General features: G+C 75.4%; 23 protein-coding genes and 1 pseudogene. 13 read left to right on the top strand and 11 right to left on the bottom strand.

Features of this window, described 5'->3' with window-relative positions; translation table 11 throughout:
- Nucleotides 1-6: 6 nt before the first annotated feature.
- From NH342_RS07590 to NH342_RS07570, 5 genes are all read left to right on the top strand, one after another.
- The gene (locus NH342_RS07590; RefSeq protein ID WP_253013345.1) at nucleotides 7-453 is read left to right on the top strand and encodes a VOC family protein; all 447 of its coding nucleotides are present in this window, start codon (nucleotides 7-9) and stop codon (nucleotides 451-453) included.
- A gap of 145 nt (nucleotides 454-598) precedes the next feature.
- Complete coding sequence (locus NH342_RS07585; protein WP_253013343.1) at nucleotides 599-1,036, top strand: SRPBCC family protein; 438 nt, start codon at nucleotides 599-601, stop codon at nucleotides 1,034-1,036.
- A gap of 10 nt (nucleotides 1,037-1,046) precedes the next feature.
- Nucleotides 1,047-1,907, top strand: coding sequence for an NAD-dependent protein deacetylase (locus NH342_RS07580; RefSeq protein ID WP_374209418.1), 861 nt, complete (start codon nucleotides 1,047-1,049; stop codon nucleotides 1,905-1,907).
- On the top strand, nucleotides 1,904-2,212 hold the full coding sequence (locus tag NH342_RS07575) for a biopolymer transporter Tol (RefSeq protein ID WP_253013339.1): 309 nt from the start codon (nucleotides 1,904-1,906) through the stop codon (nucleotides 2,210-2,212). The genes NH342_RS07580 and NH342_RS07575 overlap by 4 nt, the downstream gene beginning before the upstream one ends.
- 15 nt (nucleotides 2,213-2,227) lie before the next feature.
- A complete protein-coding gene (locus NH342_RS07570) occupies nucleotides 2,228-3,118 on the top strand; it encodes an MSMEG_6728 family protein (protein ID WP_253013337.1) in 891 nt (296 codons plus the stop codon).
- A gap of 1 nt (nucleotide 3,119) precedes the next feature.
- Here NH342_RS07570 and NH342_RS07565 read toward each other — a convergent pair whose 3' ends face one another.
- Genes NH342_RS07565 through NH342_RS07555 form a run of 3 tightly spaced genes read right to left on the bottom strand, consistent with a single transcriptional unit; the run spans nucleotide 3,120 to nucleotide 4,441 of the window.
- Nucleotides 3,120-3,614 carry a DinB family protein gene (locus tag NH342_RS07565; RefSeq protein ID WP_253013335.1) on the bottom strand — a complete coding sequence of 165 codons (495 nt, stop codon included), beginning with the start codon at nucleotides 3,612-3,614 and terminating at the stop codon, nucleotides 3,120-3,122.
- A 60-nt stretch (nucleotides 3,615-3,674) separates the two neighbouring features.
- Nucleotides 3,675-4,082 carry a PaaI family thioesterase gene (locus NH342_RS07560; protein WP_253013333.1) on the bottom strand — a complete coding sequence of 136 codons (408 nt, stop codon included), beginning with the start codon at nucleotides 4,080-4,082 and terminating at the stop codon, nucleotides 3,675-3,677.
- Entirely contained in the window at nucleotides 4,079-4,441 is a 363-nt protein-coding gene (locus NH342_RS07555) for a VOC family protein (protein ID WP_253013331.1), read from the bottom strand. The genes NH342_RS07560 and NH342_RS07555 overlap by 4 nt, the downstream gene beginning before the upstream one ends.
- 50 nt (nucleotides 4,442-4,491) lie before the next feature.
- On the opposite strand from NH342_RS07555, the gene NH342_RS07550 reads away from it, so the two are divergent.
- Together NH342_RS07550 and NH342_RS07545 are read left to right on the top strand one after the other, a co-directional pair.
- Nucleotides 4,492-5,037: a YbaK/EbsC family protein gene (locus tag NH342_RS07550; RefSeq protein ID WP_253013329.1), complete on the top strand. Its 546-nt coding sequence runs from the start codon at nucleotides 4,492-4,494 to the stop codon at nucleotides 5,035-5,037.
- 23 nt (nucleotides 5,038-5,060) lie between these two features.
- On the top strand, nucleotides 5,061-5,300 hold the full coding sequence (locus NH342_RS07545; RefSeq protein WP_253013327.1) for a hypothetical protein: 240 nt from the start codon (nucleotides 5,061-5,063) through the stop codon (nucleotides 5,298-5,300).
- Here NH342_RS07545 and mscL read toward each other — a convergent pair.
- The 3 genes from mscL to NH342_RS07530 form a co-directional block, all read right to left on the bottom strand.
- Nucleotides 5,297-5,740 carry a large conductance mechanosensitive channel protein MscL gene (gene mscL, locus NH342_RS07540; protein WP_253013325.1) on the bottom strand — a complete coding sequence of 148 codons (444 nt, stop codon included), beginning with the start codon at nucleotides 5,738-5,740 and terminating at the stop codon, nucleotides 5,297-5,299. The genes NH342_RS07545 and mscL overlap by 4 nt on opposite strands.
- Before the next feature lie 28 nt (nucleotides 5,741-5,768).
- Nucleotides 5,769-6,380 (bottom strand): Flp pilus assembly protein CpaB, encoded by a 612-nt coding sequence (cpaB, locus tag NH342_RS07535; protein ID WP_253013323.1) that lies wholly within the window; start codon nucleotides 6,378-6,380, stop codon nucleotides 5,769-5,771.
- A gap of 109 nt (nucleotides 6,381-6,489) precedes the next feature.
- Nucleotides 6,490-6,828, bottom strand: coding sequence for an FmdB family zinc ribbon protein (locus NH342_RS07530; RefSeq protein ID WP_253013321.1), 339 nt, complete (start codon nucleotides 6,826-6,828; stop codon nucleotides 6,490-6,492).
- A gap of 112 nt (nucleotides 6,829-6,940) precedes the next feature.
- On the opposite strand from NH342_RS07530, the gene NH342_RS07525 reads away from it, so the two are divergent.
- On the top strand, nucleotides 6,941-7,414 hold the full coding sequence (locus NH342_RS07525) for a MarR family winged helix-turn-helix transcriptional regulator (RefSeq protein WP_253013319.1): 474 nt from the start codon (nucleotides 6,941-6,943) through the stop codon (nucleotides 7,412-7,414).
- A 3-nt stretch (nucleotides 7,415-7,417) separates the two neighbouring features.
- On the opposite strand, the gene NH342_RS07520 is transcribed toward NH342_RS07525, so the two are convergent.
- The 4 genes from NH342_RS07520 to NH342_RS07505 all read right to left on the bottom strand — a co-directional run bounded on the left by NH342_RS07520 (nucleotide 7,418) and on the right by NH342_RS07505 (nucleotide 12,339).
- Nucleotides 7,418-8,119: an AAA family ATPase gene (locus NH342_RS07520; RefSeq protein ID WP_253013317.1), complete on the bottom strand. Its 702-nt coding sequence runs from the start codon at nucleotides 8,117-8,119 to the stop codon at nucleotides 7,418-7,420.
- Between the two features lie 189 nt (nucleotides 8,120-8,308).
- Nucleotides 8,309-9,835, bottom strand: coding sequence for an acetyl-CoA carboxylase carboxyltransferase subunit alpha/beta (locus NH342_RS07515; protein ID WP_253013315.1), 1,527 nt, complete (start codon nucleotides 9,833-9,835; stop codon nucleotides 8,309-8,311).
- Nucleotides 9,832-11,010, bottom strand: coding sequence for a CaiB/BaiF CoA-transferase family protein (locus NH342_RS07510; RefSeq protein ID WP_253013313.1), 1,179 nt, complete (start codon nucleotides 11,008-11,010; stop codon nucleotides 9,832-9,834). Before NH342_RS07510 ends, NH342_RS07515 begins: the two co-directional genes overlap by 4 nt.
- Nucleotides 11,011-11,025: 15 nt before the next feature.
- Entirely contained in the window at nucleotides 11,026-12,339 is a 1,314-nt protein-coding gene (locus tag NH342_RS07505; RefSeq protein ID WP_253013311.1) for an SLC13 family permease, read from the bottom strand.
- 160 nt (nucleotides 12,340-12,499) lie between these two features.
- On the opposite strand from NH342_RS07505, the gene NH342_RS07500 reads away from it, so the two are divergent.
- A complete protein-coding gene (locus NH342_RS07500) occupies nucleotides 12,500-13,186 on the top strand; it encodes a FadR/GntR family transcriptional regulator (protein ID WP_253013309.1) in 687 nt (228 codons plus the stop codon).
- Between the two features lie 83 nt (nucleotides 13,187-13,269).
- On the opposite strand, the gene NH342_RS07495 is transcribed toward NH342_RS07500, so the two are convergent.
- A complete protein-coding gene (locus NH342_RS07495; RefSeq protein WP_253013307.1) occupies nucleotides 13,270-13,851 on the bottom strand; it encodes a 5-formyltetrahydrofolate cyclo-ligase in 582 nt (193 codons plus the stop codon).
- A gap of 27 nt (nucleotides 13,852-13,878) precedes the next feature.
- On the opposite strand from NH342_RS07495, the gene NH342_RS07490 reads away from it, so the two are divergent.
- The 4 genes and pseudogenes from NH342_RS07490 to NH342_RS07475 form a co-directional block, all read left to right on the top strand.
- Complete coding sequence (locus NH342_RS07490; RefSeq protein WP_253013305.1) at nucleotides 13,879-14,817, top strand: UTP--glucose-1-phosphate uridylyltransferase; 939 nt, start codon at nucleotides 13,879-13,881, stop codon at nucleotides 14,815-14,817.
- Between the two features lie 88 nt (nucleotides 14,818-14,905).
- Nucleotides 14,906-16,345: a gephyrin-like molybdotransferase Glp gene (gene glp, locus NH342_RS07485; protein WP_256479697.1), complete on the top strand. Its 1,440-nt coding sequence runs from the start codon at nucleotides 14,906-14,908 to the stop codon at nucleotides 16,343-16,345.
- A gap of 67 nt (nucleotides 16,346-16,412) precedes the next feature.
- Nucleotides 16,413-16,976, top strand: a complete 564-nt coding sequence (locus tag NH342_RS07480) for a GNAT family N-acetyltransferase (RefSeq protein WP_253013301.1) — start codon at nucleotides 16,413-16,415, stop codon at nucleotides 16,974-16,976.
- Between the two features lie 186 nt (nucleotides 16,977-17,162).
- A pseudogene (locus NH342_RS07475) lies at nucleotides 17,163-17,565 on the top strand (hypothetical protein); the annotation flags it as partial.

The following is a 17,565-nucleotide window of genomic DNA, read 5'->3' as shown; positions in this document are numbered from 1 at the left end:
CTCGGCATGACGATCTCGAACATCTCGCTGGTCAGCGTGTGGGTGACCGACATCTCCGAGGCCAAGGCGTTCTACACCGACGTGCTGGGCTTCGAGGAGCAGGAGGACATCCAGCTGGCCGAGGACTTCCGCTGGTGCACCGTCCGGCACCCCAGCCAGCCCGAGCTGTCGGTGCACCTGACCACGCCGGGCAAGCCGCTGTCCGACGACCTCGTCGCGGCCATGCAGCGCGCGCAGGCCGAGGGTGGGCTGCCCGGCATCGGGCTGGCGGTCGAGGACTGCCGGAGGACCTACGAGGAGCTGTCGGCCAAGGGCGTCACGTTCATCCAGCCCCCGGCCGAGCGGCCCTACGGCGTCGAGGCGCTGATGCGCGACAACTCCGGCAACTGGATGGTCCTGGTCGAGCACCGCGCCTTCGACCCCTCGGCCATGACCGTCGAGGACCTGCAGTAGCGCGCGGGCGTCTCCGCGGAGACGGTCCTCCGCCACCGGCGTGCATCCTCCGCCACCGGTGTCGACGGCGGAGGACGCACGCTGGTCGTCGGAGCTGATCGGTGCCGGGAAGGCCGGTCGGCGCGGGGCGGGCAGACTGGGGGGCATGAGCCAGGTCGTCGCCACCGCAGAGCACGTCGTCGCCGCCCCCGCCGACCGGGTCCGGGCAGCCCTCGCCGACTACGCCGGCACCCGGCAGCGGATCGCCGGCCCGCAGTTCAGCGACTGGCGGGTCGTGTCCGGCGGCCAGGGCGACGGCACCCGGGTGCACTGGCGCTTCGCCGCCACGTCCAAGCGGGTGCGCGACCAGCTCGTCGCGGTGACCGACGGTCCCGAGGGCCTGGTGGAGCGGGACCAGAACTCCTCCATGGTCACCACCTGGACCGTGCACCCGGCCGACGCGGGCGCCTCGACGGTGCGGGTGCGCACCACCTGGGACGGCGCCTCGGGCATCGGCGGGTTCTTCGAGCGCACCTTCGCGCCCAAGGGCCTGGCCCGCTCCTACACGGGCATCCTCGAGCGGCTCGAGGCAGAGCTGCGCTGAAACGGGGACCATGGGCGGGGTGACCGCACCGCTCACCGTCGTCCCCGACCTGGACGACCTGGCCCGCCTGGTCGGCAACGGCAACGCCGTCGTGCTGTCCGGGGCCGGGCTCTCGACCGACTCCGGCATCCCCGACTACCGCGGGGCCACCGGGTCGCTGCGCCGGCACACCCCGATGACCTGGCAGACCTTCACCCGCGACCCCCGCGGTCGGCACCGGTACTGGGCGCGCAGCTTCGTGGGCTGGCGGCAGATCGCCGGGGCGCGGCCCAACGCCGGGCACCGCGCCGTCGCCGCGCTGCAGGACGCCGGCCTGGTCGGCGGGATCATCACGCAGAACGTCGACGGGCTGCACCAGGCCGGCGGGGCCACCGACGTGCTGGAGCTGCACGGCGGGCTGGACCGCACCGTGTGCCTGCAGTGCGGGGACGTCGCCCCCCGCGCCGAGCTGGACCTGCGGCTGCGCGAGGTCAACCCTGGTTTCCGGCCCGAGCCGGTCGACGACGAGGTCAACCCCGACGGCGACGTCGAGCTGCCCGAGGAGGCCCTGGACGGCTTCGTCATGGTCGACTGCCTGGCCTGCGGTGGCGGTCCGCTCAAGCCCGACGTGGTCTTCTTCGGCGAGACCGTCCCGCCCGACCGGGTCGCCGCGGCCTACGCGGCCGTCTGCTCGGCCCGCTCCCTGGTGGTGCTCGGGTCGTCGTTGACCGTGATGAGCGGCTACCGGTTCGTGCTGCGCGCGGAGAAGGAGGGCATCCCGGTCGCGATCGTCAACTGCGGGCCCACCCGCGGGGACGACAAGGCCGACGTCCGCGTCGACGCCCCGCTGGGATCGGTGCTGCCCGCCTTGGCCGACCGGCTGGCCCGGTGACCCGCCGGGAGGTGGAGCGCACCGAGGACGGCCGCTGGCTCGTGGTCGACGGCCGGCGCTGGCGGGCACAGGACCCGCAGCTGCCCGACGACGTCCGGGAGCGGCTGCTGCACCACCTCGGCGTCGGGCGCAGCGGGGTGCGTGCGGCCAGGGGCGACGACGACGCCGTGGCCGCGGCCCGCGCCCGGGTGCAGCTGGCCAAGACCGGCCTCGGGGAGCGCGGCACGGCGTGGTGGGAGCAGAGCGACGACGAACGCCGGGACCGCTGGGAGTCCGCGCTCGCCGCGCTGGACGAGCGCGGCTGACCCAGACTGGACCCGGTGCAGACCTTCCTCCCCGTCGCCGACTTCGCCGGCAGCGCCCGCCTCCTGGACGCCCCGCGGCTGGGCAAGCAGCGGGTCGAGACCCTGCAGATCCTGCGCGCGCTGGAGCTGCCCGACTACGGCTGGACGACGCACCCCGCGGTGGTGATGTGGCGAGGCCGCACCCCGGCGCTGGTCCGCTACGGCCTGGACATGGCCGCCGAGTGGGTGGCCCGCGGCTTCGCCGACTCCACCGCCGCGCAGATCGAGGAGTTCGCGCCCGGGGTGGGCACCCAGGCCGAGCTCGGTGCCGCCGGGCAGCTGCCGAGCTGGCTCGGTGACGAGGCCCTGCACCTGTCGCACCGGTCGAAGCTGCTGGGCAAGGAACCGGCCACCTACGCGACCCTGTTCGCCGGTGACCCCGACGACCTGGACTACGTCTGGCCGGCCGCCGACGACGTGCCGCCCACCCCGCCGCCCTCGGGCGTGCCGGTCTGGGTCGTGCGGCCCCGCGCGCACCCGGAGCTCGGGGCCGCGCTCGCCACCGGGGTCGTGGGGCTGGGCACCCAGTCGTGGGTGGACGTCGACGCGACGGGGCTGGAGCTGCCCGCGCTGCGGGCCCTGGCGCACGAGCTGACCGGGAAGCGGCCGGCCAAGGACCTGCGCCAGCTGGCCGCCCTCCTGCACGAGGTGCAGCCCGGGGACGCCGTGGCGGTGCCGGTGGGCGGAGGGTCGGGGCTGCTGCTGGGCGAGGTCACCGGCGACTACGCCTACGCCGGCCGGGACCTGCTGCCGCACCGCCGTCCGGCCCGCTTCGACCGGGTCGTGCCCCGGTCGGCCGTGCGGCCACCGGCCACCATGCAGGACCCGCGCGCCCTGTTCCGGGTGGTGCTGGACCCCGCCGCCTGACTCACCCCATCGTCTTGGCGCCGTCGATGCCCTCGCGGACGACGTCGGCGTGGCCGGAGTGCTGGGCGATCTCGGCGAGCAGGTGCACGAGCACCTTGCGGCGCGACCACCGGGCGCCGGGCGGGAACCAGGGCGCGGTGGGCAGCGCGATGTCGGTGTCGAGGTCGTCGAGGGAGCGCACCAGCTCCTCGGTGGCGGCCGCGACCTCGTCGAGCTCGGCGAGCACCCCGGCCAGTGTCTCGTCCGGGCCGAGCACGAACTGGGCCTCGAAGGCGCCGTCGGGCAGGTCGTGCGCCGCGGCCCCGCGGACCAGGAAGTCGGTCCAGATGCGTTCCTGGGCGACGCAGTGCTTGATGGTGCCGCCGACGGTCAGCTCGCTGGCGCCGGTGCGCAGCCGGGCCTGCTCGTCGGTCAGCCCGTCGGCGGTGCGGCGCAGGAAGAACCGGTGCTCGGCGAGGGTGCCCAGCAGGTCGTCGCGCTCACGGTCGAGGGTCACGGGTGCCTCCGGTGCTGTCGGGTGGGGCAGAGCGTGGCACCCGGGTACGACAGAACGGGGTCAGCCCGGCAGCGGCACGTTCTGCAGCCGCACCTGGCCGCGGGCGACGACCTTGCCGTCGTCCGCGCGGGTGAGGGTGACCAGCCACAGCTGCAGGGTGCGGCCCTGCTGCACCGGCTCGGCGAGCACCTGCAGCCGGCCCGAGGTGACCGGCCGCAGGAAGTCGGTGGAGTTGTTGACGCCGACCGCGAACTGGCCGCGGTCGGCGACGGCCAGGCTGGCGCCGATGCTGGCCGCGGACTCCACGGCGGTGCAGTAGACGCCGCCGTGCACCACGCCCCACGGGGTGTGCTGGTCCGGGCCCAGGTCGAGCGTGCCGGTGACCTTCGTGCCGGTCATCTCCTCGGGGGTGAACCCGCTGGCGGCGACGAAGGCGCTCGCCGGGGTGCCCAGGTCCGGGGCGGTCACAGCGGTGCGTCCCAGACGAGGCAGAACGGGTGGCCGACCGGGTCGGCGTAGACCCGGAAGTCGCCCCCGCCGCCGGGTAGCCGGCGCGCGCCCAGGGCCAGGGCCGCGGGTTCCGCGACGTCGATGTCGGCCACCCGGACGTCGAGGTGGGCCTGCTGCGGTCGGGCCGGGTCGGGCCAGTCCGGCGGCTGCAGGTCCGGGGCCTGCTGGAAGGCCAGCCGGTAGCCCTGCCCGGTGACGACGACCCAGTCGTCGCCGGGGGTGCCCTGCACCTGCATCCCGAGCAGCTCCGCGTAGAAGCAGGCCAGGCGGTGGGCGTCGGGTGCGTCGATGACGTAGGAGTGCAGCTGACCGATCACGCCGACATCCTGCCCGGGTCCGCGCCGATCGGCTGGGGCACGATCGGGGGATGACCGCACCGCAGCTGGGCACGCTCGCCTGGGTCCCCGCCGCCGACCGCCCCGACCTGCTCGCCGCCCCGGTGGCGGCCGCGCTCGCGTCCCTGACCGGCCCGGCGTGGGTGGCCGAGATCGACGACGACCTCGCCGACACCGCCGCGTTCGGCGAGGCGTACCGGGTGCCGTCGGCGGCCTCGGCCAACTGCGTGGTGGTCGCCGCCCGCCGCGGCGGGGAGACCACGCTGGCCGCCTGCCTGGTGCTGGCCACCACCCGCACCGACGTCAACGGGCTGGTGCGGCGGCACCTCGGTGCCCGCAAGGCCTCCTTCGCCCCGCAGGACGTTGCGGTCGCCGAGAGCGGCATGGCCTACGGCGGCATCACCCCGGTGGGCCTGCCGCCGTCCTGGCCGGTGCTCGTGGACGCCGCGGTGGCGGCGGGGGAGCTGCTGGTGGTCGGGTCGGGCACCCGGGGTAGCAAGCTCGCGGTGCCGGGGTCGGTGCTGGCGGGCCTGCCCGGGGCCGAGGTGCTCGACGGGCTGGGCCAGCCGGTCGGCTGATCCGCGGGGCTACCGTCGGCAGGATGAGCAGGGACCCCGACCTGGACCCGCCGGGCCGCGCCGGTGGGTACCGCAAGCCCACCGCGCCGCCGTCGGTGCGACCACGGCGCCGTGCCACCTCACCGGGGACGGGCGCCCCCGCCGGCCCCGAGCCGACCGCGGAACCGGTGCCCGGCGCCGACACCGGGTGGGGTGACCGGCAGCCGGCCGACGAGGACGAGCGCTACCTCGCCGACCGGCCGCCGCACTGGGGCAGCGACTAGAGCTGGCCGGGCAGGCTGGTGGTGCCGGGCCCCGACGGGTCGTGGCCGGGGCCCTGGCCCTGCTGGGCGCGGAGCAGGTCGCGGATCTCGACGAGCAGCTCGACCTGGGTGGGTGCGGCCGGGCCGGCCTCCTCACCCCGCTGGCGCCGCTCGACGAGCTTCTTCATGGGCAGCACCACCACGAAGTAGACGACCGCTGCGGTGAGCACGAACGTGATCACCTGGTTGACGAAGGCGGCCCAGGTGAACTCCTGGCCGTCGACGACGAAGCTCCCGCCGAGCTCTCCGCCACCGCCGACGAGCCCGATCAGCGGCTCCAGGAACGACGTGGTGAACGAGGTGACGACGGCGGTGAATGCGGCGCCGATCACGACCGCGACCGCGAGGTCGACGACGTTCCCGCGGAGCAGGAAGTCCTTGAAGCCCTTGATCATGTCCATCCTCCGGTCGCTCGACGGTCACCCATGGTCAGGGCGGGCCGAGGGTAGCGCTGAGGGTGGCCTGCGTGGCCGCGGTTGCGAGCTCCGCCGCGGTGGTCTCCGCCACGGCCAGCACGAGCAGGCCGGGGTCGGGTCCCTCGGGCGGTGCGGCCAGCACCAGCGCGTCCCCGGCGACGACCCGGGTGGTGCCGTCCTCGCTCGTGGCCAGCACGTCGACCCGGTCCCCTGCGCGGAGCAGGGCGGCGACGGCGAGGTCGGCCAGCCGCACCGGCGCGGCCACCTGACCGGGTGGGACCCGTGCCCACAGACCCGGCCCGACCAGCCGGGCGTCGGTGAACGGTTCGCCCCGCCGCAGCGGTGCGGCCAGCAGGGCGCCGGCGAGGTCCGCCGGGTCGCGTGCCGCACCGTCGGGCACCAGGTCGGCCGGCCAGTCGACCACCACCAGGTCGCCGGGGGAGACCGACCGTCCCGCGGCCAGGTCGGCGCCGGCGACCACGACGCGCTCGGTGGGCGGCGCGCCGGGTGCCGACGGGGCCGGCCGGAGGGCCAGCGCCAGGGCCAGCAGGGCCAGCAGCCCGGCGGCCACCCGGCGGACGGTGTGCGCGAGGTGCCGGGGGCGGCGCAGCGGAGGGAGGGGCACCACCCGATCGTCGGGCCGCCCGGGCGGCGGCGGTCCGGCCGCGGTGGAGCTGTGGACGGGCGTCCCGGGTGTGGACGGCGACCGGCGTGTGCGTCCGCCGTCTGCTACGTCAGCTCGACGGCGTGCTGCTCGAGGAGCTGGAGGACGAGCTCGAGGTCGAGGTGCTGCTCGTCGAGGACGAGGACGAGCTCTCCCCGGTGGACCCGCCGCTGCCGGAGGACTCCTTGGCCGACGTCGACGAGCTCGACGAGGCCTTCTTCCCGGAGTCGCGGCTGTCGGTGCGGTAGAAGCCCGAGCCCTTGAACACCACGCCGACCGAGCCGTAGACCTTGCGCACCGGCGCCCCGCACTCCGGGCAGGTCTCGACCGCCGGGTCGGTGAACGACTGGACCACCTCGAACTGGTGCTTGGTCTCGGGGTTGGTGCAGGCGTACTGGTACGTGGGCACGGTGCTGGGCTCCTCCGTCGGTGCGAACCGGGCTGGCACTCGGACCCGGCGACTGCCAATCATGCGCCACCGCGGGTGCGCCGTCCACGAGACACCCCTTACCGTCCCGGTCGTGGCATCGCCGTGGCTGACCGACCAGCAGCAGCGGACGTGGCGGCTGTGGCTGTCGGTCAGCGAGCTCCTGCCGCGCACCCTGGACGCCCAGCTGCAGCGCGACGCGGGCCTGACGCACGCCGCCTACGTCGTGCTCGCCATGCTCTCCGAGGCACCCGGCAGGCGGTTGCGGATGAGCGAGCTGGCCCGGACGTCCAACCAGTCCCAGAGCCGGCTCTCGCACACCGTCGCCCGGCTCGAGGAGCGCGGCTGGGTGCGCCGGGAGCGGGCCGCCGAGGACGGCCGGGGCAACGTGTGCGTGCTGCTCGAGGACGGGTGGGACGTCGTCCGCTCGGTGGCGCCGGGGCACGTGGCCGCCGTCCGGCAGGCGCTGTTCGACGTGCTCACCGACGAGCAGGCGGCCGCGTTGCACGGCGCCCTGGCCGCCGTCCTCGACGGCCTGGACCCCGACGCGACGCTGCGCATGCGCTGACCGTCAGCGCAGGTGGCGCAGGAAGGCCTCCGGGTGGTCCAGGAACTGCCGCCAGTTCGCGGTCAGCTCCAGCTCGTCCCACCGGGTGGGGCGCAGGCCCCACGGGCCGACCTCCAGGATCCGTGCGCCGGGGAGGGCCGCGACGAGAGGTGAGTGGGTGGCGACGACGAGCTGGGCGCCCTGGTCCGCCAGCTGCAGCAGTCCGGCCACCAGCCGCAGCTGCCCGGCGAAGGACAGCGCGGCGTCCGGCTCGTCGAGCAGGTAGACCCCCGGCCCGCGCAGCCGGTCCTCGAAGATCGACAGGAACGCCTCGCCGTGGCTGAAGGCGTGGAACGAGGGCTCGCGGGGCGGCGCGAAGGGGTCCCGGTTGTCCTCCAGGTAGGAGTAGAGGCCGTGCAGGGTCTCGTCCCGCAGCAGGTAGGACCAGCGGGGTGCACCCGGGGAGCGCTCGACGACCAGCGGGAGGGCCTCGGGCTCGGTCCGGCGGACCGCCATCCGCGACCCGCTGGACCCGCCCTGCGGGTTGAGACCCAGGGCGGCCGCCAGCACCTCGACCAGCGTGGACTTGCCCGACGCGTTCTCGCCCACCAGCACGGTGGTCCCCGGCGCCAGGTCCAGGCCCTCCGCCCACAGCTGCGCGACCGCGGGCACGGTCATCGGCCAGACGTCGGCGGGGGGTGGGTCGGCGGCGCGGTCGGCGCGCACGCGTCGCACCCCGGGTCGGTCGGCCACGCGCGCATCCTGCCCGACATCCCGACCGCCGTCCCCGCGGCGTGGATCAGGTGGGACGACCACCGTGTGTCCTCGACCGTCGACGTCGGTGGTTGAGGATGCACGCTGGTCGTCGGAGCTGATCCACGCCGGGCGGGCGGGCGGGCGTCGGCGGGCGGGGGGTCAGCGGGCGCGGCGGCCCAGGTGGCGCCAGCGCGCGGTGCGGCTGCGCATCCGCTCGACGTCGTCGCGGCCGAGCAGCCCGGCCAGCTCCTCGGCCAGCACCCGGCCCAGCCGCTGGCAGAACTCCTGCGGCTCGTCGGCGGCGTCGGGGCGCTCGGGCACCACCCGGTCGACGATGCCGGCGCGCCACAGGTCGGTGGCCCGCACGCCCTGCTGCGCGGCCATCACGTCGGCGTGGTCGACGTCCCGGTGCACGATCGCCGAGGCGCCCTCCGGGGGCAACGGGCCCAGCCAGCCGTTGGCCGCGGCGAGCACCCGGTCGGCGGGCACCAGGGCGAGCGCGCCGCCGCCGGTGCCCTGGCCGAGCAGGACGGCGATGGTGGGCGCGCGCAGCACCACCAGGTCGGCCAGGCACCGGGCGATCTCCCCGGCCAGCCCGCCCTCCTCGGCCTCCTTGGACAGCGCCGCTCCCGGGGTGTCGATGAGCGTGACCAGGGGCAGCCGGAGCTCGGCGGCCAGCCGCATGCCGCGGCGGGCTTCCCGCAGCGCGGCCGGGCCGAGCGGGGCGGTCAGGGACTGGCCGCGCCGGTCCTGGCCGAGCACCACGCAGGGCGCCCCGCCGAAGCGGGCCAGCGCGAGCAGCAGGCCCGGGTCGGCCTCGCCGGCGCCGGTGCCGTTGAGCGCGACGACGTCGGTGGCCGCGGCCCGCAGCAACCGCCGGACGCCGGGCCGGTCGGTGCGCCGGGAGGCGGTGACGACGTCCCAGGCGGTGCGGCCGTCCTCGGGGTCGTCGGCGTCGGTCCCGTCGCCGTCCACCGGCCCGGCGACCTGGGCGTCGCGGTGCCACGTGGACCGGGCCGCGAGCACCCGCAGCGCCCGGTCGGCGACGTCGGCGACCTGCTCGTGCGGCACGACGGCGTCGATCACGCCCCGCTCGTGCAGGTGCTCGGCGGTCTGCACGCCCTCGGGGAACCGCTCCCCGTACAGCTGCTCGTAGACCCGCGGGCCGAGGAAGCCGATGGAGGCGCCGGGCTCGGCGATGGTCACGTGGCCCAACGACCCCCACGAGGCGAGCACGCCGCCGAAGGTGGGGTGCCGCAGGTACACCAGGTAGGGGAGGCCCGCGTCCTTGTGCCGGGTGATGGCCTGGGTGATGCCGACCATCTGCAGGAAGGCGACGGTGCCCTCCTGCATCCGGGTGCCACCGGAGACCGGTGCGGCCAGCAGGGGCAGGCCCTCGTCGGTGGCCCGCTCGATGGCCTGGATCAGCCGCTCGGCGGTGGCCACCCCGATCGACCCGGCGAGGAAGCCGAACTCCCCGGCGACGACGGCGACGCGCCGCCCGCGCAGCAGGCCCTCCCCGGTCACGATCGCCTCGTCCTGCCGCGACCTCTCCTGCGCGGCGGCCAGCTCGGCGGCGTACTGCGCGTCGACGTCGCGGGGGCCGATCGGGGTGTCCCAGGAGATCCACGAGTCCGCGTCCAGCACGAGGTCCCGCAGGGTGCGGGCGTCCATCCGGGTGCTCACGACCGCAACCACGCCCGGATGGCGTCGCCGTCGGCACCGAGCACCGGGGGAGCGGCGTGCTCCCGGCGGGTCGTCTCGGTCTCGCCGTCGGCCGACGGCGCGAAGAACCGCAGCGGCGGGCCGGGGAGCTGGACCGTCCCGAGGGTCTGGTGGTCCACGTCGACGAGCAGGCCCTGGGACAGCGTCTGGTCCCAGGCGTAGACCTCGTCGACCGTGCGCACCTTCCCGGCCGGGACGCCGGCGGCGGACAGCCGGGCGAGCAGCGTCCCGGCATCGATCCGCGCGAACGCGGTCTCCAGCAGCTCGATGACGTCGCCGCGCCGGGCCACCCGGTCGGCGTTGGTGTCCAGGCCCTCCGGTGCCAGGTCGAACTCGGCGCAGAGCCTGCGCCACAGCGACTCCGACCCGCAGGACAGCTGCACCGAGCCGCCGTCGGCGCACCGGAACAGGCCGTAGGGGGCGATCGAGGGGTGGTGGTTGCCCTGCGCGTGGCCGACCTTCCCGCCCACGGTCCACGCGGTGCCCTGGAAGGCGTGCACGCCGACGACGGCGGCCAGCAGCGACGTCCGCACGACCTGGCCCTTCCCGGTCCGCTCGCGCTCGAGCAGCGCGGCGAGCACGCCGTAGGCGCCGTACATGCCGGCCAGCAGGTCCCCGATGGGGACGCCGACCCGCTGCGGGTCGTCGGGCCCGGAACCGGTCAGCGACATCAGGCCGGCCTCGCCCTGGGCGATCTGGTCGTAGCCGGCGCGGCCGCCCTCGGGGCCGTCGTGGCCGAACCCGCTGATGGCCAGGGTGACCAGCCGCGGGTTCAGCTCGGCCAGGACGTCGGTGCCGAAGCCCAGGCGGGCCAGGGTGCCGGGCCGGAAGTTCTCCAGCAGCACGTCGGCGCGCCTGATCAGCTCGGTCAGGACGGCCTTGTCCTCGGCGGACTTGAGGTCGAGGGTGATCGACTCCTTGTTCTTGTTCGTGGACAGGAAGTAGGTGGACTCCCTGTCCCCCTGGGGCGGGTCGACGAACGGCGGGCCCCAGCCGCGGGTGTCGTCCCCGCTGCCGGGGTTCTCCACCTTGATCACCCGGGCGCCGAGGTCGCCGAGCATCATCCCGGCGTGCGGGCCGGCCAGCGCGCGGGTGAGGTCGACGACGAGCACGCCGTCCAGGGGTCCTGCGGTCATGGTTCCTCCGGTCATCTAGAGCCACCCGGGGACGACGAAGACCAGCCAGGCCAGGAGCGGACCGACCAGCACGACGATGCCGGAGTAGCCGAGGATCTGCTTGTAGAAGCGGTCGCGGTCGACGTCCTGGGCGTTGGCGAGCACCAGGGCGCCGTTGGTGGAGAACGGGCTGACGTCGACGATGGTCGAGGCGACCGAGAGCGCCACGACGACGCCCACCGCCCCGATCTCGCCGGCGAGCAGGAACGGCACGGCGAGGGAGATGGCGACGCCGATGATCGCCGTGGAGCTGGCGAAGGCCGACACGATGCCGCCGATGTAGGCCAGCAGCAGCGCGACGACCAGCGGGATGCCGATCGCGGTCACGCCCTCGCCGACGTAGTCGATGGTGCCGGCCTCCTGCAGCACGAACACGTAGCTGAGCACGCCGGCGATGAGCAGCACGGTGGACCAGCTGATCTGCATGACCGCGCCCTTGTGCCGGGCGGCGGAGAACAGCGCCAGCACGGTGGCGATGGTGATCGAGACGAAGCCGATGTCCAGGTCGAACACCAGCGCCAGGACGACGAGGACGGCGAGGCCCACCAGGGTGAGCACTTGCTCGGCGGTGACCCCGGTGCGCTCCTCGACGTCCACGGTGGAGCCCGCGCCGGTGCCGTGCCCGCTGACCTCGGCGTCGGTGTCGCCGTCGGGGACGACCTCGGGCTCGTCGCCCACCCGTCGGCCGGCCAGCCCGCGGCCGCCCAGGACCAGGAAGAGCACGACGCCGATGGCCAGGTTGAAGAACAGGCTGCCGAGGAAGACCGCGAGCGGGCTGCCCGGCAGGTCGTTGGCGGCCACGATGCTGTTGACCGTCACGCCGTAGACGCTGATGGGGGAGAACCCGCCGGCCTGGGCGCCGTGGATGACCATCATGCCCATCAGCAGCGGGCTGATCCGGTACCGGGCGGCGAAGCCGAGCGCGATCGGCGCGATGATCGCCACCGCCGCCGGGCCGAGAGCGCCGATGGCGGTGAGCACGCCGGTGACGGCGAACATGATCCAGGGGATGAGCGCCACGCGGCCGGCCACGAGCCGGACCGCACCGCGCACCAGCAGGTCGACGGTGCCGTTGTTCTGCGCGATGGCGAACAGGTAGGTGACGCCGATCAGCGTCAGCACCAGCTCGCCGGGGAAGCCGGCGAGGATGTCGTCGGTGGTCATCCCGACGGCGAGGGTGCCGACGAGGAAGGCGGCCACGAAGGCCAGCGCGCCCATGTTGATGGGCAGGAAGGTGGCGATCGCGAAGATCGCCACCAGCGCCAGGATCGAGATGATCTCGGGTGACACGGTCTCCCCCACGTCGTCGGGGCCGGCTGTGGGCCGGCTGTGCTCGGATCGTGCTCGTACCGGTCTCGGGCGGCACCTCGGTGCCGCTGGCTCAGTGGCTAGGCCAGTGAGCCGCGGGCTAGTGTGGCACCCGTCACGACGTCCTGTCGAGGAGGTGCCGGTGGGTCCGGGTCCGCTGCGCCGCAACCGGCTCTACGAGCAGGTGGTGCACCAGCTGCTCACCTGGGCGGCGTCCTCGGGGCTGGGCCCTGGCGACCGGCTGCCGGCCGAGCGCGAGCTGGCCGCGTCGCTGGGGGTCAGCCGGGCGACGCTGGCCCAGGCGCTGGTCGCGCTGGAGGTGACCGGGGTGGTCGCCGTCCGGCACGGGGACGGCACCGTCCTGCTCACCGCGCCGCGGCCGGACTCCGTGCTCGCCGCCCTCGACGCCCGCCGCGAGGACCTGGGCGCGGTCATCGAGGCGCGCGAGGCGCTGGAGGTGCGGCTGGCCGCGCTCGCCGCGCACCGGCGCACCGACGACGACCTGGCCGCGATCGACGCGGCGCTGGCCGGCATGGCCGCCGACGTCGAGCGGGGTGGCCGCGGGGTGGCCGGCGACGAGGAGTTCCACGCCGCGGTGACCGCCGCCGGGCACTCGCCGCTGCTCGCCCGGTTCATGGCCGAGATCGCCGACCGCATCCGGGACTCCCGCATCGAGTCGCTGTCCCAGGAGGGCCGGCCGCACCGCTCGCTGGAGGGCCACCGCGCGATCGCCGAGGCCATCCGGGCCGGGGACCCCGACGCCGCGGCCGCCGCGATGGCCGCGCACATCCACCTGGTCTCCGACGTCCCCCTCCTCGGCGGCGGCTGAGGGGTGGGAAGTGATCCCACCCTGTCCGTCGGGGTGGCCGGACGCCCTGCACGGTGGCCGACTGGGGCAACGGCCGGCGACCGTCAGGGACGTCGGGCCACCCCCAGGTCGCGCCAGCCGGCCGACGGGGTGACGACCGCGTGCAGGCGGACGTCGTGGTCGTCCACCGGCACCGACGGCAGCAGCTCCTCGTCGAACACCACGCCCACCAGGACGGCGTCGGGCGCGGCGTGGGCCAGCGCCCGGTCGTAGAAGCCGGCGCCGCGGCCCAGCCGGCCGCCGTCGAGGCCGACCGCGAGCGCCGGGACGACGACCACCGCGGCCTCGGCCAGCGTCCCCGGGGGCAGCCGGGTCCCCACCGGCTCCAGCAACCCGAACCGGCCCGGGGCCAGCTCCGTACCCCGGGCCCACGCCAGCACCCGCCCCGACGGCGGGACCACCGGCAGCAGCGCCTCCCGTCCGAGCGCGTCCACCAGTGCGCCGTGCCCGGGCTCCTCGGCGGTCGGCACGTAGCCGGCCACCGCGCCGCGCAGGTGCGGCCGCAGGTGCGCGACCACCGCCCGCGCGGCCGCCGTCCGGTCGGCGGGGGAGCGCGCGGCGCGGGCGGCCAGCAGCCGTCCGCGCAGGGCCACCTTCGCGCTCACCACCTGGGGGGAGTCGGCCACGGGGGCAGGCTAGCTAGGGTCCTCGCCATGCCGAGCCCGACGAACCGCCGTCCCGCGCGCAAGGCCGTCATCCCCGTCGCCGGGATGGGCACGCGCTTCCTGCCCGCCACCAAGGCGGTGCCCAAGGAGCTGCTGCCGGTGGTCGACCGGCCGGCGCTGCAGTACATCGTCGAGGAGTCCGCCCGGGCGGGGCTGGCCGAGGTGCTCATGGTCACCGGCCGCGGCAAGGCCGCCATCGAGGACTTCTTCGACCGCACCCCCGAGCTCGAGGCGGCGCTGGAGAAGAAGGGCGACCAGGCGCGCATCGACGCCGTCGCCAAGTCCACCGACGTCGCCCAGGTGCACTTCGTCCGGCAGGGCGAGGCCAAGGGCCTGGGCCACGCGGTGCTGCAGGCGGCCTCCTTCGTCGGCGACGAGCCCTTCGCCGTCCTGCTCGGCGACGACCTCATCGACGCCCGTGACCTGCTGCTCGAGCAGATGCTCGCCGTGCAGGCCGAGCACGGCGGGTGCGTCGTCGCGCTGCTCGACGTCGGTGCGGAGAACATCGACAAGTACGGCTGCGTCGCGGTCGAGGACGCCCCGCAGAACGGCGCCGGCGAGGGCGACACCGTCGTGGCGATCACCGGCATGGTCGAGAAGCCGAAGAAGGAGGAGGCGCCCTCCAGCCTGGCCATCATCGGCCGGTACGTGCTGGCGCCGGAGATCTTCGAGGCCATCCGGAGCACCCCGCCCGGCCGCGGCGGGGAGATCCAGCTGACCGACGCCATCCTGGCGCTGCTGGAGCAGGGCGTCCCGGTGCACGGCGTGGTCTTCTCCGGCCGCCGCTACGACACCGGCGACAAGCTCGACTACCTCAAGGCCGTCGTCCGGCTGGCCGTCGAGCGCGAGGACCTGGGCCCCGCGTTGCGGCCGTGGCTGCGCAGTTTCGTCGGTGACCTTCCGCCGGAGGGCGCGTCGCAGGCCTGACCGGCGCCCCCGAGCGGGCACCATTCCTGGTCGGGCGCCCGATCCGGGTCGTCCGAGGACCGGGACGGCGGTGGTGACGGTGGCGGGGTTGACCGAGGACAGGACGCGGGGCTGGTTCCGGGGTGCCCGGGAGACCACCCAGCTCGACCTCGCGACCGGCACCGCGACCGGGTCGGGGGCCGCCGTCGCGGGCACGCAGGCGATCGGCGGCACGCACGCCACCGTGCAGGTCGACCGCGACCAGCTGCCCGGGGTGGACGCCGCCGAGCCGCGCACCGACAGCTGGGCCGTCGCCGAGCCGGTGGTCCGCACCGTCGAGCAGCACCTGGACCTCATCCTGGCCGCCGCGCCCACGCCCGACCCCATCCAGCTCGCCGTCCTCGACGCGCAGGGCCTGCTCTGCGCCGAGCACGTGGTCAGCACCCGCGACCTGCCCGCCTTCGAGCAGGCCGCCCTCGACGGATACGCCGCCCGCTCGGTCGACACCGCCGGCGCCAGCCCCGAGGACCCGGTCGGCCTGGCCGTGGTGGGGGAGAGCCTGGCCGGGCCCGCCGAGCCCTCGGCCATCGGCCCGGGCCTGGCGCACAAGGTCGCCGCCGGCGCGATGCTGCCCACCGGCGCCGACGTCGTCGTCCCCACGGTCTGGACCGACGGCGGGGCCGCGCACGTGGGCGTGCACGCCGAACTCGCCCCGGGCACCTACGTCCGGCGCACCGGCGAGGACGTCGCCGTCGGCGACACCGCGGTCTCCCCGAACACCCCCATCGGCCCGGCGCAGATCAGCCTGCTGGCCGCGGTCGGCCGCGACCGCGTGCTGGTGCACCCCCGCCCCCGGGTGACCGTGCTGTGCGCCGGCAGCGAGCTGGTCGACGTCGGCACCCAGCCCGGCCCGGGGCAGGTCGTCGACGTCAACAGCTACGCGCTGGCGGCCGCCGCCCGCGACGCCGGTGCCGAGGCCTACCGCGGCGGCATCCTGCCCCGCGACCGGCGCAAGCTGGTCGAGCTGCTGGAGAGCCAGTTGCTGCGCAGCGACGTCGTGCTGATCTCCGGGACCTTCGCCGGCGGCGGGTTCGACCTGGTGCAGGAGGCCCTCGCCCAGCTGGGCGAGGTCACCTTCGCCCAGGTCGCGATGCACCCCGGGCCGGTGCAGGCCTTCGGCCGGCTGGGCCGCGACGGCGTCCCCGTCATCTGCGTCCCCGGCGAGCCGGCGGCCGCGCTGGTCGCCTTCGAGGTGTTCGTCCGCCCGGCCATCCGGCTGATGCTCGGCAAGCGGCAGCTGTTCCGCCGTACCGTGCAGGCCGTGTCGGCCCAGCAGCTGCTGTCCCCCCTGGGGTACCGGCAGTACCTGCACGGCCAGGTCATGCGGCACCCCGACGGCGGGTACGTGGTCGAGCCGGTCGACGACGGGCAGGACGCCGCGCTGGCGCGCACGGCCCGGTCCAACTGCCTGGTCGTCGTCGACGAGGACGTCACCGAGGTCGCGCCCGGCGGGCTGGTCACCGTCATGCCCATGCTGCTCGGCGGCTGAGCTGACCTCCTTCTGGACCGACCCGGCGCTGCACCCGGGCTGGCCGGCGCAGCTGGCCCACGGCGAGGTGCTGCTGCACCCGTTGCGCCGCTCCGACGCCGCGGAGTGGTCCCGGCTCCGGCTGGAGAACGAGGCGTGGCTGGCGCCCTGGGAGCCCACCGCGCCGGCGTCCTGGGCGGCGCGGCACACCCCGGCCGTCTACCGCGGCATGCGGCGTGCGGCGCTGCGCCGGGCGCAGGCGGGTCTGTCCCTGCCCTTCGCCGTCCGGCACCGCGACCGGCTGGTCGGCCAGGTGACCCTGGACAACGTGGTGCGCGGCGCGCTGCGCTCCACCCACGTCGGCTACTGGATCGACCGGGCCGCCGCAGGGCGGGGCATCGCCTCCCTGGCGGTCGCGCTGGCGTGCGACCACGCCTTCGGGCCGGCGGGGCTGCACAGGGTCCAGGCCGACGTACGTCCCGAGAACGGTCGCAGCTGCCGATTGGTAGAGCGGTTGGGTTTCCGTGAGGAGGGGTTGTTCCGCTCGTACCTCGACATCGACGGCGACTGGCGCGACCACCGGGGTTACGCGCTGCTCGCCGGTGACCACCCCGGCGGGGTCGTCGCGCACCTGCTCCGCTCCGCCGCCTGAGCGACACGCCGGTGGCGCGACACGCCGTGGACGCGCGACACGACACGGTCGTGTCCCGGTGCGCCTCCCCCGACGTGGGGACGGCGCGCCCTAACGTGCTGACTCGAGTGACCCGTGTGACTCGTGTGACGCCAGGGATCGGCGTCGCGCACTCGGGCTCCAAGGACGGATGCGGGGTGGTTCGCGATGGGATCGGGTGTTCTGCTGGCCGCTCTGGTCGTGCTGTGGTTCGTCGTGCTGGTGCCCATGGTGGTCACCCGCGGCGACGCGGCACCGGCCCGGGCGGGTGCCGTCGACACGGGACGCACCCTGCGTCGGCGACGGGTCGTCGACCCGGTCGTGCACGCCGACACCGAGCGGGTGGCGATCGACCGCGAGCAGCTGTACCGCACCGGTGAGCTGGTCGTCGACGTCCACGCCGTCCGCCGTCGCACCTTGGCCGGCATCGTCGCCCTCGCGGCGCTGGCGCTGGTCGGGGCGCTGGCCTACCGCTCGTGGCTGTGGGCCCCGCAGGTGCTGCTCGACCTCGCCGTCGTCGGCTACCTGATGGTGACCCGCGCCGCCGCCCAGCGGGAGCGCCGGGCCGCCG

Origin of the sequence: Klenkia sp. PcliD-1-E, from assembly GCF_024124375.1 — a bacterium.
Taxonomy (GTDB): domain Bacteria; phylum Actinomycetota; class Actinomycetes; order Mycobacteriales; family Geodermatophilaceae; genus Klenkia.
The sequence above is the reverse complement of the archived record's forward strand: the minus strand, read 5'-3'. Positions and strand labels throughout refer to the sequence as shown.

Excerpts from the sequence above, each read along its gene's own strand:
- NH342_RS07590 (WP_253013345.1), top strand. The coding sequence starts at position 7 with ATGACGATCTCGAACATCTCGCTGGTCAGCGTGTGGGTGACCGACATC.
- NH342_RS07545 (WP_253013327.1), top strand. The coding sequence starts at position 5,061 with ATGAGCAGGGACCCCGACCTGGACCCGCCGGGCCGCGCCGGTGGGTAC.
- NH342_RS07510 (WP_253013313.1), bottom strand. The coding sequence starts at position 11,010 with ATGACCGCAGGACCCCTGGACGGCGTGCTCGTCGTCGACCTCACCCGC.
- NH342_RS07580 (WP_374209418.1), top strand. The coding sequence starts at position 1,047 with ATGGGCGGGGTGACCGCACCGCTCACCGTCGTCCCCGACCTGGACGAC.
- NH342_RS07550 (WP_253013329.1), top strand. The coding sequence starts at position 4,492 with ATGACCGCACCGCAGCTGGGCACGCTCGCCTGGGTCCCCGCCGCCGAC.
- mscL (WP_253013325.1), bottom strand. The coding sequence starts at position 5,740 with ATGGACATGATCAAGGGCTTCAAGGACTTCCTGCTCCGCGGGAACGTC.
- NH342_RS07585 (WP_253013343.1), top strand. The coding sequence starts at position 599 with ATGAGCCAGGTCGTCGCCACCGCAGAGCACGTCGTCGCCGCCCCCGCC.
- NH342_RS07490 (WP_253013305.1), top strand. The coding sequence starts at position 13,879 with ATGCCGAGCCCGACGAACCGCCGTCCCGCGCGCAAGGCCGTCATCCCC.